This is a genomic window from Mesorhizobium sp. M0771 (assembly GCF_040320155.1).
Lineage (GTDB): Bacteria > Pseudomonadota > Alphaproteobacteria > Rhizobiales > Rhizobiaceae > Mesorhizobium.
In genome coordinates this window covers 22,863-37,428 of the sequence record NZ_JAMYPC010000016.1, presented here as the reverse complement: position 1 = coordinate 37,428, position 14,566 = coordinate 22,863, and the positions used below count along the sequence as shown (strand labels likewise).

Sequence of the window (14,566 nt, the reverse complement as noted above, 5' to 3'; positions counted from 1 at the left end):
CAGTTTACCAAGTGATGCCCCCATCCTGGAGAAGTAGAATGAACGCCCATACCATACCTGAACTGCGCTACGCGATGAGCCGAGAAGCCATTATCGGTCATGAGACGGCCTGGAAAGTGTCGGGTTTCGGCGTTGCGCAGTATCTGCATGGCTACGACCCGGCGCTGCTGGCGGCGATCGAAGAGGCGGCGTTGAAGCTCAAGGCCAGCCACGCCGTGCACAAGCACCTCGATCTGACCTTCATCACCGGCGCCGACCGTTTCATCCCGGAGATCAAGGAACTGCTGCATGACAAGCTGCGCCTGGAACGTCTGTCCGACATGATGGGCACCAAGCTCGAGCCCTATCCGCTGTCGATCGTCGGCTCGACCGTCACTTTCATGAATCCCAAGGACGGCGCCGTCGATTGGCATTGCGACGGTGTCCCGGTCACCGAACTCATTCCGCTGTCGATCAGCAATCCGCTGGTCGGCGGCCATCTCGAAATCTACTGCGACGATTCCGAGACCGGCCGCGCCATCCTTGAATCCGGCCGCGAGATTCCGCGCAACCAGGTCATGCGCATCGACCACAAGATGAACTACGCCACACTCGGTCAGTTTCTCGGTGTGCTGCACCGCACCGCGCCGATCCAGCTCGGCTCACGCGTCACGCTGGTCCTCAACCAGCGCTCGGTGGCCAAGCCCTACGTCGACGACAATCGCATGTTCTATCTCGCAGCCGACAATGATCGAGATCGCGAATGGGTCAACGAGCTCGCCGAAGACGTCTGGACGAACCAGCTGCCGGCCTATCGCCGCTTCGAGGAAGACCGTCCGGTTACGGCGGCGGCCGATGCGCCGGTCCCGGGCGGGTCAAGGGAATCCTGGTAGCCAGAGCATAGAAGTGGACGCCGGTTTGGCCGTCGGTAACATCATGGTCGGCGATAATGACAAGGCACCGTCTCGGCGATTCCGGGATGGATCGGGCTCGCCATCGGCCCTGGTCTTCGCCGCCGGCGCGGTCGCCCTGTGGTCGACCAACGCGCTGGTCGGCAAATCGCTGCTGGCCAGCCATCCGGTGTCGCTGGTGCAGTTGCTGCAATTTTGTGGAGCGGCTCTGGTGTTCGCCGTCATCCATCTGGCGAGCCGGAAGAGGGGCCTGCAAGACGCAGCCTTTGCCAAGGGTGCTGACGGCACCCTGGCGCCGGTCGCGGTCGGCTTTATTGGCCTGGTCGGCACCATGGTGCTGCAATACATCGCCTTTGCCTCCATGCCGGTGATCGAGGCCAATCTCGTCGCCTACACCTGGCCGCTGATGGTCGCGGCGGCGGTCATCGTGCTGGGCAAGCGGCAACGCCCCGTGCTTCTGGGTTTGACTGCCGTGCTTGGCTTTGTCGGCGTGGCGCTGGTGATCTCGGGTGGTCGCGGCCAGCCTTTTCTCCAGGGCAGCATCGTAGGCTATCTCGCTGCCTTCGGCTCGGCGCTGTGCATGGCCTTCTATTCGATTGCGGTCGCCCGCCTGGCCACACCGTCGGAGCGTTTGCTTTTGCCTTCGGCGTTGGTCGGCGTCGGCCTGACCTTACTGTGGTGTATTCACGACGGCGCAGCCTGGCCATCCAGTGAGCACCTCCTGCTTGGCCTCTATCTCGGTGCCGGTCCGATGGGGCTGGGATATTATTTCTGGTCGCGCGCCTTGAAGCTTGAAGGCGGCGGCAAGGTTGCGGTCATCGCCTATCTGACGCCGATCGCATCGACGCTGCTGCTGACACTTTCGGGCGAAAGGCTGACGCTGACCGCGATAGCCGGTGCGGTCCTCGTCATCGGCAGCTGTATTGCGGTGGGCATAGAACGCTCGGAGGCTGAAAACCATGCTTGACGACGATGAACGTCTCGCCAGACAGGAAGCATTCTGGCTGCTCAAGGAGTTCGGCGCCGAGGCGCCGCTCTATGCCGCCATGAAGGCCGAAAAGGCGATAGAACAAAAAGATTTCGGCCGGTGCGCCCGCTGGAAGCGCATTCTGGAGATACTGGCCGACTCCAAACCTGCCGGGTCCGTGCAGTTGAAATCTGCTGGCGCGAAGTCGGCCGTTTCCAAGTATTAGATTTTCTAATTTGCAACGTTGCAACCTGTTGTGGAAACATCCTCCTGTTCCGATTCTTGATCGTTTATTGAGACTTAGCGACCCGTTGGGGGGTGCAGCTAGGTCGATACATCAAGAGAAGTCTTAAAAAAAGCCGGCAACTTCATGACCGGCGGGAGAAACAGAATTGCACACCATCGACAGCAAGACCGCTATTGAACTGACTGCTGACATCGTCTCAGCCTATGTCGGCAACAATCCTCTCCCTGCGTCCGGCCTGCCGGATCTGATCGCCAGCGTCAGCGCATCGGTGCGCAAGCTGGGCAGCATTGCCGCCGTGGAAAGCCCCGCGCTGAACCCCGCTGTCAATCCGAAGCGGTCGGTGTTTCCCGACCACATCGTCTGTCTGGAAGATGGCAAGAAATTCAAGTCGCTGAAGCGCCACTTGATGACCGACCATGGTCTCAGCCCGGAGGAATATCGTGGCAAATGGGGCTTGCCGTCGGACTATCCGATGGTGGCGCCGAACTACTCCGCGACCCGTTCGGCACTGGCCAAGTCCTCGGGCCTCGGCCGCAAGCCGGCCGTTCCGGCCGCCGCGGCCAAGGTGACGAAGCGCAAACCCAAAGCCTGAACCAGGCAGCCTCTGAAAGTCAGTCTGCAGTTTGCAGTGATGGACGGCGCGCTTTGGGCGCGCCGTTTTCATGCCTTATGCCCCTGCCGGCGCCCAGGCCCTTGCGAAGCGCCGCCCTCCCGTGCAAAAGCCCCGGCATGCTTATCATCAACGATCTTTCGCTCCGCATGGCCGGACGCTTGCTTCTCGATCATGCCTCGCTGACCTTGCCGGCCGGCACCAAGGCCGGCCTCGTCGGCCGCAACGGTACCGGCAAGACGACGCTGTTCAAGGCCATCACCGGCGACTTTCCCTCCGAGACCGGCTCGATCAGCCTGCCCAAGAACACCCGCATCGGCCAGGTGGCGCAGGAAGCGCCCGGCACCGAGGAGCCGCTGATCGAAATCGTGCTCAAGGCCGACCTCGAGCGCACCGCATTGCTCGAGGAGGAAAAGACCGCCACCGACGCGCACCGCATTGCCGACATCCATATGCGGCTGGCGGATATCGATGCGCATTCGGCGGAATCTCGCGCGGCCACCATCCTCGCTGGCCTTGGCTTCGACGACGCCGCGCAGCGCCGCCCGGCCTCGTCCTTCTCCGGCGGCTGGCGCATGCGTGTGGCGCTCGCCGCGGTGCTGTTTGCCGAGCCCGACCTTCTGCTGCTTGACGAGCCGACCAACTATCTCGATCTCGAAGGCACGCTTTGGTTGGAAAACTACGTGTCGAAATATCCGCACACGGTGCTTCTGATCTCGCACGATCGCGACCTGCTCAACCGCGCCGTCAATTCCATCGTTCATCTCGACCAGAAGAAGCTGACCTTCTGGCGCGGCGGCTACGACCAGTTCGAGCGCCAGTACACCGAGCAGAAGGAGTTGCAGGAGAAGGGCCGTGTCAAGCAGGAAGCCGCCCGCAAGCACATGGAATCCTTCGTCGAGCGTTTTCGAGCCAAGGCTTCGAAGGCGAGACAGGCGCAGTCGCGCATCAAGGCGCTGGAGAAGATGAAGCCGATCGCGGCGATCGTGAACGACACGGTGCGGCCGTTCTCTTTCCCCGAACCGTTGAAAACGGTCGCCTCGCCGATCGTGGCGCTGAACAACGTCAATGTCGGCTACACCGAGGGCCAGCCGATCCTCAAGAAGATGACGTTGCGCATCGATGCCGACGACCGCATCGCGCTGCTCGGCGCGAATGGCAACGGCAAGTCGACCTTCGCCAAGCTTCTGTCGGGCCGGTTGAAGCAGGAGAGCGGCACCATGACGGTGGCGCCGGGCCTGAAAGTGGCTATCTTCGCGCAGCATCAGCTCGACGATCTCAGGCCTGATGAAAACGCCTACGAGCATGTCCGCCGGCTGATGCCGGAGGCGCCGGAATCCAAGGTACGTGGCCGCGTCGCCCAGTTCGGTCTCACCACCGAGAAGATGAACACCGCCGCCAAGGACCTGTCCGGCGGCGAGAAGGCGCGCCTGCTGATGGGCCTGTCGGCCTTCGAAGGGCCGAACCTGTTCATCCTCGACGAGCCGACCAACCATCTCGACATCGACAGCCGCGAGTCGCTGATCCATGCGCTGAACGAATTTCCCGGCGCCGTCATCCTGATCTCACATGACCGCCATCTGCTGGAAGCGACCGCCGACCGGCTGTGGCTGGTCAAGGACGGCGCGGTCAACCCGTATGATGGCGACCTTGAGGACTACAAGACGCTGGTCACCGGCGTGTCGGGCGACCGTCGCGGCAAGCGCGAGGCCGAGAAGGCATCGAAGGCCGATCGCCGCCGCGATGCCGCGGCGCGCCGCGCCGCCTTCGAGCCGCTGGCCAAGGAAATCCGCGCCACCGAAGCGCTGATGGACCGCATCCGCAAGCGCATCGACCTGATCGAGGACGAACTCGCCAATCCGGCCGTCTATGAGAAGGATCCATCGACGGCGACCCGGCTGGCCAAGGAGCGCTCGCAGTTGGCACAGCAGTTGGCTGGCCACGAGGAAAAGTGGCTGACCATGTCGGCCGAGTATGAAGAGGGCACGGCGGAGTAAAGCGGCGCCGTCTCCGCGCTAGCGGATGCTGTCACGTTTGATTGTGTGTTCTGAAAGAAAGCGCCGAGCGGCGGCACACATTTTTTGGGGCTGGTTATAGATCGCCCGCGAGACGATGAGTCGGACGTCCCAGCCGTCAACGATCGTGTTTATGCCGCACCTTGGCGTCGAGGAGCATGGATGCACCTGATCGGCAATTCCGTCTTCCACGATACTGCTGTCGTAATCATCATCGTGGATACAGTATTCATCGGATTTAACTCTGGGATAGAGGCTACTGTTGCTTAAAGTGATATTCAAGAAATTGTCCTTAAGCCGTGCGGGATCGGACAACACAGCCGGCGTCAATTGATCCGTCTTGAGGTCGATAACTGTCTCAAAATCTAGGAAAAAGGTTCTTCGCGCGGGCCATTCATACCAGCGGCTTTCTCTGCGTCCTCCCGGGGCGATCGCACCGTTGGTGCCTATCTCTATGGTCACGAACGCTCGTGGCAAGACGACGCGCCACTCAAGGGGCTTTGCCTCAGGCGGAAGACGTTTGCCCCCTTTGAACGGGGTTCGTAGTACGACCCCATAAGGCTCCATGCTTTTGGAAATCATACGAGATGCGCCGAACATTGAAGTGGTGAGGCTTGCGAGAGCCCCGCCCAACAGGAGCAAGGCGCCTGACAATACGACAACCGCAAGAACCAGCCCGACCGCGAGCTTTCGATATTTCATGGATACGGTCCTTCAAAGCCATCTCCATGAATACCCTAGGAAACCAATATCCGCAGTTGAATTTGAGATATGAGCCTAACAGCATGCTAAGCGAGGTGCAGCCCAGCGCCGCGCCGCCTTCGAGCCGCTGGCCGGCCATGAGGAAAGTGGCTAACCATGTCGGTCGAGGATGAGGAAGGCACGGCGCAGTAGGGAGCGGTCCTCCCTTCTCCCCTTGTGGGAGAAGGTGTCGCCGAAGGCGACGGATGAGGGGTGTTCCAGGGAACGCCAACGTCTCACTCCGCTGGAACACCCCTCAACCGTCTCGGCGCTGTGCGCCGATCCACCTTCTCCCAGGTGCCATCTGGCACTACACGTCGCCGTCATAAACGGTTAGTTTGACCCCATGAACCAGCACGCCAAGCTCCGCATCGGCCACTCCGCCTGTCCGCATGATTGCCCGTCGACCTGCGCGCTCGAGGTCGAGCTGCTCGATGGCAACCGCATCGGCCGCGTCCATGGCGCCAAGGCCAACACCTATACGGCTGGTGTGGTCTGCGCCAAGGTCGCGCGCTATGCCGATCGTGTCCATCATCCGGACCGACTGCTGAAGCCGCTTGTTCGCGCCGGCGCCAAGGGCGACGGCATCTGGAAAGAATCCAGCTGGGAAGCGGCACTCGACGTCGTCGCCGAGAAATTCATCGCGGCCGAAGAAAAATACGGCTCCGAGACCGTCTGGCCTTATTTCTATGCCGGCACGATGGGGCTGGTGCAGCGCGACGGCATCGACCGGCTGCGCCATGCGAAAAAATACTCCGGCTTCTTCGGCTCGATCTGCACCAATCTGGCCTGGACCGGCTGGATGATGGGAGCGGGCGCCTTGCGCGGTCCCGATCCGCGCGAGATGGCGAAGTCCGACTGCGTGGTGATCTGGGGCACCAATGCCGTGGTCACGCAGGTCAATGTCATGACCCACGCCATCAAGGCGCGGAAGGAGCGTGGCGCCAGGATCGTCGTCATCGATGTCTACCAGAACGCGACGATGAAGCAGGCCGATATGGGCCTGGTGCTGAAGCCCGGCACCGATGGCGCGCTGGCCTGCGCGGTCATGCATGTGCTGTTCAGGGAAGGCATGGCCGACCGCGCCTATCTCAAAAGATACACCGACGATCCGAAGGGGCTGGAAGCGCATCTGGAGACGCGCACGCCGGAATGGGCTTCCGCCATCACCGGTCTTGCCGTCACCGAGATCGAGGCTTTCGCCCGCCTCGTCGGCACGACGAGGAAAACCTATTTCCGCCTCGGCTATGGCTTTGCCCGCCAGCGCAATGGCTCGGTCAACATGCACGCGGCATCCTGCATCGCCGCCGTCACCGGCGCCTGGCAATATGAGGGTGGCGGCGCCTTCCATTCCAATTCCGGCATCTTCAAGCTCAACCAGGATGTGCTGGAAGGCACCGCGATGCGCGATCCCAATATTCGCCATCTCGACCAGTCGCGCATCGGTCCGGTGCTGACCGGCGCAGCGGACGCGCTTTACGGTGGCCCCCCGGTGACGGCGATGCTGATCCAGAACACCAACCCGGTGAATGTCGCATCCGAGCAGCGGCTGGTGAAACAAGGTTTTCTGCGCGACGACTTGTTCACCTGCGTGCACGAACAGTTCATGACCGACACGGCAAAGCTTGCCGATGTCGTGCTGCCGGCAACGATGTTCCTCGAGCATGACGACGTCTACAAGGGCGGCGGCAACCAGCACATCACGCTTGGTCCCAAGCTGATCGACCCGCCGGAAGGGCCGCGCACCAACCACTTCGTCATCGAGCAATTGGCGCAGCGTCTCGGCGTCTCCGACCGGCCGGGCTTTGGCCTGACCGAGCAGCAGCATATCGACATCATCCTGGGCAAGCGCGGGCTGGGCTCCTTCGTCAGCCTGAAGGAAGACAAATGGGTCGACCTGCAGCCGGATTTCGAGGCCGCGCATTTCATCGCTGGCTTCGGCCATGCCGACAAGAAATTTCACTTCCGCGCCAATTGGAGCGGGCAGGCGGCGCCCAACCGGCCGCCGAAAAGCATGGGCCTGTTCGGGCCGGTGGCGGAACTCCCCGAATTCCCTGACCATGTCGACCTGATCGAGGTGGCGGACGCCGAGCATCCGTTCCGGCTGACGACATCACCGGCGCGCAACTTCCTCAATTCGACCTTCTCGGAAACGCCGGTGTCGAAGGCCAAGGAAGGCCGGCCGGAATTGTTGTTGCATCCGGACGACGCTGCCGCGCTTGGCTTGGACGACGGTGACCGTATCGAGGTCGGCAACCGGCGCGGCGAGGTGGTGCTGCACGCAAAGCTGTTCGATGGCATCAAGCGCGGCGTGGTGATCGCCGAGGGCATCTGGCCAAACAGCGCGCATGAGCGTGGCGAAGGCATCAATGTGCTCACCGGCGCCGACGCACCAGCGCCCTATGGCGGTGCGGCCTTCCACGACAACAAGGTCTGGCTGCGGCCGGCGGGCTAAAGCAATTCCAGGAAAAGTGTGAGCGGTTTTCCGTCCGGAATTGCGTAAAAGTGACTGGCTATCCCGGCAGAGGCACCGTCAGCCCCACCTTGACACGGTCCATGGCAACGAAGGTGCGGAATTTTCGGACATTCTTGCTGTCGAAGAACAGTCTGCGCGTCAGGGCCTCATAGGCCCCCATGTCGGCCGCGGTGATGACTAGGATGAAGTCGGCCTCGCCGGTGACGTAGTAGCATTGCTGCACTTCGGGCTCTGCCGAGAACTGCCGCTTGGCGGCGTCGATCAGGTCCGAGCGTTCGCTCTCCAGTTCCACTTCGACGAAGATGGTGATGGGATGGCCGACCGCCGCCGGGTCGACCACGGCGACATTGCCCGCAATGACGCCGGACTGTTCCATGCGCTTGATGCGCCGCTGCACCGCCGGCGCCGACAGGTTGACGGCTTCGCCGATCAGCCGCTGCGGCATCGTGTTGTCCCGCTGCAGGATGGCAAGGATGGCGAGGTCGAAACTGTCGAGTGAAGGCGATCGAGGCAAAGCGCTATCCTGGCGAAACAAACTTGCATTTCGAAGCGCCAATAACAGCGCTATTTGCGCCTCGGCTGCAATATGATTTCGTCACACCCAAAGGAGGCCACCCGTGTTCCTGCTCAACAGCAATGCCTTGCACCGTCGGCCGCTCGATCCGGTCGATGCCGAAACGCTGGGGAATGCCGGTGCCGATACGGTCGAGCGCTTTCTGGCCCATCGCGACAATCACCTGGCAACTCCGTTGCATGCATTGCCGACGCTGGCCGGCGAACTCGGCCTCGGCGCCGTCCACATCAAGGATGAAGGCTTTCGCCTCGGTCTCGGCAGTTTCAAGGCGCTCGGCGGCGCCTATGCCGTTTTTCGACTGGTGCTGGAGGAGGCGAGCCGATCGCTTGGTCGGCCCGTTGACGTGGCCGATCTCAACCGGTTCGACGTCCGGGCGGTCGCTGCCGGCATGACGGTTGCCTGCGCCACCGACGGCAATCATGGCCGCTCGGTCGCGCAAGGTGCACAGTTGGTTGGCGCGAAAGCGGCGATCTTCGTTCACGCCGGCGTCAGCGAGGCGCGCATTGCAGCAATAGCCCGCTATGGCGCCGAGATGATCCGCGTCGACGGCAATTATGACGACTCGGTCAGGCAGGCCGCCGAGGTTTCAGCGGAGCAAGGCTGGACCGTGGTGTCCGACACCTCCTGGCCGGGCTACGAGCGCATCCCCGGTCTGGTCATGCAGGGCTATACGGCGATCGTGCGCGAAGCGTTGGGCCAGTTGCCGCAGCCGCCGACCCATGTCTTCGTGCAGGCCGGTGTCGGCGGCATTGCCGCCGCGGTGGCCGGTCATCTCGCCATCGTGCTCGGTGACGCCAGGCCGACCTTCATCGTCGTCGAGCCGGCCCGCGCCGCCTGCGTTGTCGCAGCCGCCCGGGCGGGCCACGTGGTCAAGGTCGCACACGATCAGCCGACGGTGATGGCGATGCTCGAATGCTACGAGGCCTCGCAAGTTGCCTGGCGCGTTCTGGCGCGGGTTGCCGATGCCTTCATGACGGTGGATGAGGAGGAGGCGGTCGCGGTGATGCGGCGGCTGGCACGGCCGGCTGGCAATGATCCAGTGATCGTCGCCGGCGAAAGCGGCGGCGTCGGTCTTGCCGGGCTGATCCGGACGACGGCCGACCACAAGTCCGCTCTCGGGCTCGACGACAAATCCCGCGTGCTTGTAATCAACACCGAAGGCGCCACAGACCCGCACCGCTATACCGAGCTGGTCGGGCAGAGCCCCGCCGATGTGCTGGCCGGCAAGCTGAAGGCCGAGGCATAGCCATGATCGGGATCGATGCACAGCGTCTGCTTGGCCGCATCCGGGAACTCGGCGCCGTCGGCCGCGACAGTGAGGAGAGGCTGATCCGGCTCGCCGCCTCCGACACAGACAAACAGGGCCGTGACCTCTTTGTCGGCTGGCTCAGGCAGGCCAGGCTGGAAGTCGCCATCGACCGGGTCGGCAATATTTTCGGCATCTGGCAAAGCCCCGACAATGCCGGGCAGGCGCCACTGCTCATCGGTTCGCATATCGACACCGTCATCGATGCCGGCATCTATGATGGCTGCTACGGCGTGCTGGCCGGGCTGGAGGTGATCGAGACGCTGCAGGCTTCGGGCTTTTCGCCGTCACGCCCGGTCGCGGTCGCCGCTTTCACCAATGAGGAAGGCGTGCGCTACACACCTGACATGATGGGCTCGCTCGCCCATGCGGGCGGCGTCGACGCCGATGCGGTGCTGGCCGCTGTCGGCACGGACGGCAGCGTGCTCGGCCGGGAACTCGCCCGCATCGGCTATGCCGGCGACCGCGAACCCGGCTTCCTCAAGCCGCATGCCTATCTCGAACTGCATATCGAACAGGGGCCGGTGCTGGAGCGTGAAGGGTGCCGATCGGCGCGGTCGAGAATTTGCAAGGCATTTCCTGGCAGCGCATCACCATCGACGGCGCCGCCAACCATGCCGGCACCACGCCGATGTCGATGCGCAGCGATGCCGGCCATGCCGCCGCCCGCGTCATCACTTTCCTGCATGATCGGGCGAGCGCATCGAACACGCCGACAGTCGCCACCGTCGGCACAATGCGCTTCGAACCCAATGCCATCAACGTCATTCCCGCGCGCGCCGTCTTCACCATCGACCTGCGCGATCCCGACGAACAGTGCCTGCAGGCGCATGAGGCGGCCCTTGCTGCCTATCTCGAGGAGCTCGCTGCAGCCGAAAGCCTGTCGATTTCGGCAGAGCAACTGGCCCGTTTCGAACCGGTGCTATTCGACATCGGCATCGTCGAACGGATCGAGGCGGCCGCGAAGAACCGCGGTCTCGGCGTCAGGCGCATGACATCGGGCGCCGGCCATGACGCGCAGATGATGGCCCGCCTCGCGCCGGCGGCAATGATCTTCGTGCCGAGCGCCGGTGGCATCAGCCACAATCCGCGCGAACACACTGAAGATGCCGAGCTTGTCGCCGGCGCCAACATCCTGCTTGATGTCGCCAGTGAGCTTGCAAAATAGGTCGGGGAGAAAATGGCTGAGCTCGATCGTGATGTGCTGAAGCAGGAAATGACCGGCTGGCGGCGCGATTTGCACGCGCACCCCGAGTTCGGCTTCGAGGAAAAGCACACCGCTGCCTTTGTCGCCGCGAAGCTGCGCGAATTCGGGCTGGACGATGTTGCAGAGGGGGTCGGCGGCACCGGCGTCGTTGGCACGTTGAAGCGCGGCAGCGGCAACCGGGCGATTGCGCTCAGGGCCGACATGGATGCGCTGCGCATCACCGAGCAGTCCGCGACAGCCTATCGCTCGCAGAACCCCGGCATCATGCATGCGTGCGGTCATGACGGCCACACCACCATGCTGCTCGGCGCTGCAAAGCTGCTGGCCGCCGAGGGTGGTTTCGACGGCACCGTGCGTTTCGTTTTCCAGCCGGCCGAGGAATGGGGCAAGGGCGCGCTGGCAATGCTCGATGACGGGCTGCTGCAGCGCTTCCCCTTCGACGAGATCTTTGGCCTGCACAACATGCCGGGCCTGCCCATTGGACATTTCGAGACCCGTGCCGGCCCGTTTATGTCGGCGGAGGACAATTTCGAGATCGTGCTCAAGGGGATCGGCGGCCATGCGGCGCGGCCACATTCCGGGAACGAGACGCTGGTCGCCGCCTGCGCGCTGGTAACCAATCTGCAAACCATCGTCTCGCGAAGGCTGAGCCCGGCCGACATTTCGGTGGTTTCGGTGACCGAACTGATCACCGACGGCACCCGCAACGCATTGCCCGGCCTCGCCCGCATCCTTGGTGACGCCCGCAGTTTTCGTCCCGAGGTCAGCGCCGAGATCGAGCGCCAGATGCGGGTCATCGCGGCGGGCACCGCCGCCGCCTACAATGTCACCGCCGACGTGACCTACAGCAGGGAATTCGTGCCGCTGCAGAACGATGCCGACCTGGTGGACGCGGCCTTTGTCGCCGCAAGGCGCGTGCTGGCCGATGGCGCCGCCGGCATCGCGGCGGAGCCGATGACCGCCTCGGAGGATTTCGCCCGCTTTCTCGACCACGTACCGGGCTGTTTCGTCTTCCTCGGCAATGGCGAGGCCTCGGCCCCGCTGCACAATTCCAGCTACGACTTCAACGATGACGGGCTGTTGCACGGCACGAATTTCCACGCCGCGATCGTCAGGCAAAGGCTGGGCGGCGCGATCGGGAAGTGACGCCTGATCGCCTTCGCAGCTGGCCCAAGCGGCACTGCTATCGCCAGCCAGCTCCCAGGTTTAGGGAGATTGCCTGTTCCCGGAGATCGCACGCCGATGACCAGGGTTTCGCTTCTGGGAATACCGCATGACGAGAACTCGTCCTATCTCAAGGGCGCGGCTGCAGCGCCGGCCCTGATCCGGCGCGAACTCAAAAGCGACGCGCACAGCTCGTGGAGCGAAACCGGCTTCGATGTGGCGGACAGTTTCGTCGACCACGGCGACATCGACTTTTCAGGCGCCGGCGATCCGTGGGAGCGAATCGAGGCCGAGGTCGGCCGCGCGCTGGATGCCGGCCACCCGTTGATCAGCCTCGGCGGCGATCATGCCATCGCCTGGCCGGTGCTGCGTGCCGTGCGCCGCCGCCATGCCAGGCTAACGATCGTCCAGATCGACGCCCATCCCGACATCTACGATGCCTATCAGGGCAACAGGCGGTCCCACACCTCGTCCTTCGCGCGCATCCTGGAGGAGGGGCTGGCTGACCGGCTGATCCAGATCGGCCTGCGCACCCTCAATGATGAGCTTCGTGACCAGCTCAAGCGCTTCGGCGTCGAAATGATCGAGGCGCGGCATTTCAGCGAGGATCTGCAGCTCGATCTCAAGACGCCGGTCTATCTCTCGGTCGATCTCGACGGCCTCGACCCGGCTTGTGCGCCCGGCGTGTCGCACCGCGAACCCGGTGGTCTTACAACCCGGCAAGTGATCAACCTGATCCAGCGGATCGACCAGCCCATCGTCGGCGCCGATGTCGTCGAATACAATGCAAGCCAGGACGTCTCCAATCTCACCGCGCTGGTTGCCGCCAAGCTGGTCAAGGAGATCGCCGGCATGATGCTCAAGACGCATGGCGCCGGCTGAATCAATCTGGCAGGGCGGCATGGTAGATCATTGTTGTGACTCGCATTTCCAGTGAAAGCCGCATGCCGCATCCTTTGAAAATAGCCATAGCCGGCGCGAACGGGCGCATGGGCAGCCAGATGGCGCTGGCCGTCGAGGCCGATCCCAGGCTGACGCTCGTCGCCCGCTTTCACAGGCCGGGCAGCATCGGTGAGGGGCTGGTCGAGCGCGACGAAGCACTGGCGCTTGCGGATGTCGTCATCGATTTCACCACGCCTTCGGCCTCCGTCGATCTTGCACAAGCTTGCGCGGCCTGCGGCGGCCCGGCGCTGGTCATCGGCTCGACCGGCTTCGAGCCGGCCGATCTCGCCGCCATCGCTACTGCTTCGAAGTCCGTCGCCATCGTTCGCTCCGGCAGCTACTCGCTCGGGCTCAGCATGCTGACCGGGCTGGTCGAGCAGGCGGCGCGAGCACTTGGTCCCGCCGCCGACATCGAAATCCTGGAAGCGCATCACCGCATGAAGGTCGACGCACCGTCGGGCACGGCGCTGATGCTGGGCGAGGCGGCCGCTCGCGGACATGGCGTCAGGCTGGACGATGTGGCGAAACGCATCCGCGACGGCCTTACAGGTCCACGCCCTGCCGGCGAGATCGGCTTTGCCGTGCTGCGCGGCGGCAGCATCGTCGGCGAGCACAGCGTGAGCTTGCTGGCCGAGGGCGAGACGCTCACGCTTTCCCATTCGGCGGGCCACCGCTCGATGTTCGCGCGCGGCGCCATTGCGGCAGCACGCTGGGTCGCCGTCCGGCCGCCCCGCGAATACGACATGCGCGACGTACTGGGCTTCACGACCTTTTGAGATGCAAGGGTAACGCAACGAGGGGCGTTGGAGGTCGGAGCCGCCTAGAGAATAGAATATAGCAACAACTACGCCATTTCGCGCCTTCCAACACCGAACCGAACGGTTCGGTTCGCACATTTTTGTGATTGGCAATGGCAGCAACGCACACCCATTTCGGGGTGGTCCGAGCGACGCGAATTCCTCCCAAGGCACGCCACTTGACGGACAGAACTGAAAAATCTGGATTACCTGAAATGACCAAGATCGCACTTACCGCTGCTGCCATCCTCCTTGCCACCGGCACCGCTTTCGCAGGCAGCGACCACTACGGCTCCGACAGCGTCAACCAGCCTGCTGTAACAGCGCCCGCCGGCAACATCGATCACAATTATACCGCCTCGATCCGCAAGCCGGCCAGCCTCGGCGATTTCACGATCAAGGGCGACTCGAACCAGCCGGAATCCGGCCAGGGCATCTGGGGTCGTTGATTTTCTGAGAAATCTACGACCACAAAGAGCGGTGGGCCCGGCCCACCGCTCTTGTTTTTATGCAATCGACTCGGGGCCGCAAAGATCTTGAATCAATCCGCCAGCAATTGGTCCTATCTCCTTGTTTGACCGTGGTCTTTTCAAAACACGGTTTGCGGCTGTCACCTGCGGCTAGCCCGTT

Annotated in this window: 13 protein-coding genes and 1 pseudogene; 12 read left to right on the top strand and 2 right to left on the bottom strand. The window is 63.1% G+C overall.

All coding sequences use genetic code 11. From position 1 onward, the window contains the following. Positions 1-38 precede the first annotated feature (38 nt). From NKI05_RS22420 to NKI05_RS22400, 5 genes are all read left to right on the top strand, one after another. Positions 39-872: a hypothetical protein gene (locus NKI05_RS22420; protein WP_023814911.1), complete on the top strand. Its 834-nt coding sequence runs from the start codon at positions 39-41 to the stop codon at positions 870-872. A gap of 13 nt (positions 873-885) precedes the next feature. Further along, the gene (locus NKI05_RS22415) at positions 886-1,857 is read left to right on the top strand and encodes a DMT family transporter (protein WP_245261760.1); all 972 of its coding nucleotides are present in this window, start codon (positions 886-888) and stop codon (positions 1,855-1,857) included. Then, a complete protein-coding gene (locus NKI05_RS22410) occupies positions 1,850-2,083 on the top strand; it encodes a hypothetical protein (RefSeq protein WP_023733893.1) in 234 nt (77 codons plus the stop codon). Before NKI05_RS22415 ends, NKI05_RS22410 begins: the two co-directional genes overlap by 8 nt. A 166-nt stretch (positions 2,084-2,249) precedes the next feature. After that, positions 2,250-2,696 (top strand): Ros/MucR family transcriptional regulator, encoded by a 447-nt coding sequence (locus NKI05_RS22405; protein ID WP_023670270.1) that lies wholly within the window; start codon positions 2,250-2,252, stop codon positions 2,694-2,696. Between the two features lie 137 nt (positions 2,697-2,833). Beyond that, a complete protein-coding gene (locus NKI05_RS22400) occupies positions 2,834-4,711 on the top strand; it encodes an ABC-F family ATP-binding cassette domain-containing protein (protein ID WP_023814909.1) in 1,878 nt (625 codons plus the stop codon). A gap of 18 nt (positions 4,712-4,729) precedes the next feature. Here the strand turns inward: NKI05_RS22400 and NKI05_RS22395 are convergent, their stop codons facing one another. Continuing rightward, the gene (locus NKI05_RS22395) at positions 4,730-5,431 is read right to left on the bottom strand and encodes a hypothetical protein (protein ID WP_023814908.1); all 702 of its coding nucleotides are present in this window, start codon (positions 5,429-5,431) and stop codon (positions 4,730-4,732) included. A 385-nt stretch (positions 5,432-5,816) separates the two neighbouring features. On the opposite strand from NKI05_RS22395, the gene NKI05_RS22390 reads away from it, so the two are divergent. Then, positions 5,817-7,925, top strand: a complete 2,109-nt coding sequence (locus tag NKI05_RS22390; protein WP_352793173.1) for a molybdopterin-containing oxidoreductase family protein — start codon at positions 5,817-5,819, stop codon at positions 7,923-7,925. 58 nt (positions 7,926-7,983) lie between these two features. On the opposite strand, the gene NKI05_RS22385 is transcribed toward NKI05_RS22390, so the two are convergent. After that, positions 7,984-8,460, bottom strand: a complete 477-nt coding sequence (locus tag NKI05_RS22385) for an Lrp/AsnC family transcriptional regulator (RefSeq protein ID WP_023684753.1) — start codon at positions 8,458-8,460, stop codon at positions 7,984-7,986. A gap of 103 nt (positions 8,461-8,563) precedes the next feature. Here NKI05_RS22385 and NKI05_RS22380 point away from each other — a divergent pair, with 103 nt between their 5' ends. The 6 genes and pseudogenes from NKI05_RS22380 (at position 8,564) to NKI05_RS22355 (ending at position 14,385) form a co-directional block, all read left to right on the top strand. After that, positions 8,564-9,766: a diaminopropionate ammonia-lyase gene (locus NKI05_RS22380; protein ID WP_023814905.1), complete on the top strand. Its 1,203-nt coding sequence runs from the start codon at positions 8,564-8,566 to the stop codon at positions 9,764-9,766. Between the two features lie 2 nt (positions 9,767-9,768). After that, positions 9,769-10,994, top strand: a pseudogene (locus tag NKI05_RS22375) (Zn-dependent hydrolase). A gap of 12 nt (positions 10,995-11,006) precedes the next feature. Further along, complete coding sequence (locus NKI05_RS22370; protein WP_023684755.1) at positions 11,007-12,179, top strand: amidohydrolase; 1,173 nt, start codon at positions 11,007-11,009, stop codon at positions 12,177-12,179. A gap of 96 nt (positions 12,180-12,275) precedes the next feature. Further along, positions 12,276-13,079: an agmatinase gene (gene speB / locus NKI05_RS22365; RefSeq protein ID WP_023684756.1), complete on the top strand. Its 804-nt coding sequence runs from the start codon at positions 12,276-12,278 to the stop codon at positions 13,077-13,079. 62 nt (positions 13,080-13,141) lie between these two features. Then, positions 13,142-13,915 carry a 4-hydroxy-tetrahydrodipicolinate reductase gene (gene dapB, locus NKI05_RS22360; RefSeq protein WP_023684757.1) on the top strand — a complete coding sequence of 258 codons (774 nt, stop codon included), beginning with the start codon at positions 13,142-13,144 and terminating at the stop codon, positions 13,913-13,915. 236 nt (positions 13,916-14,151) lie between these two features. Next, positions 14,152-14,385, top strand: coding sequence for a DUF680 domain-containing protein (locus NKI05_RS22355; RefSeq protein WP_023689062.1), 234 nt, complete (start codon positions 14,152-14,154; stop codon positions 14,383-14,385). The last annotated feature ends 181 nt before the right edge of the window (positions 14,386-14,566 follow it).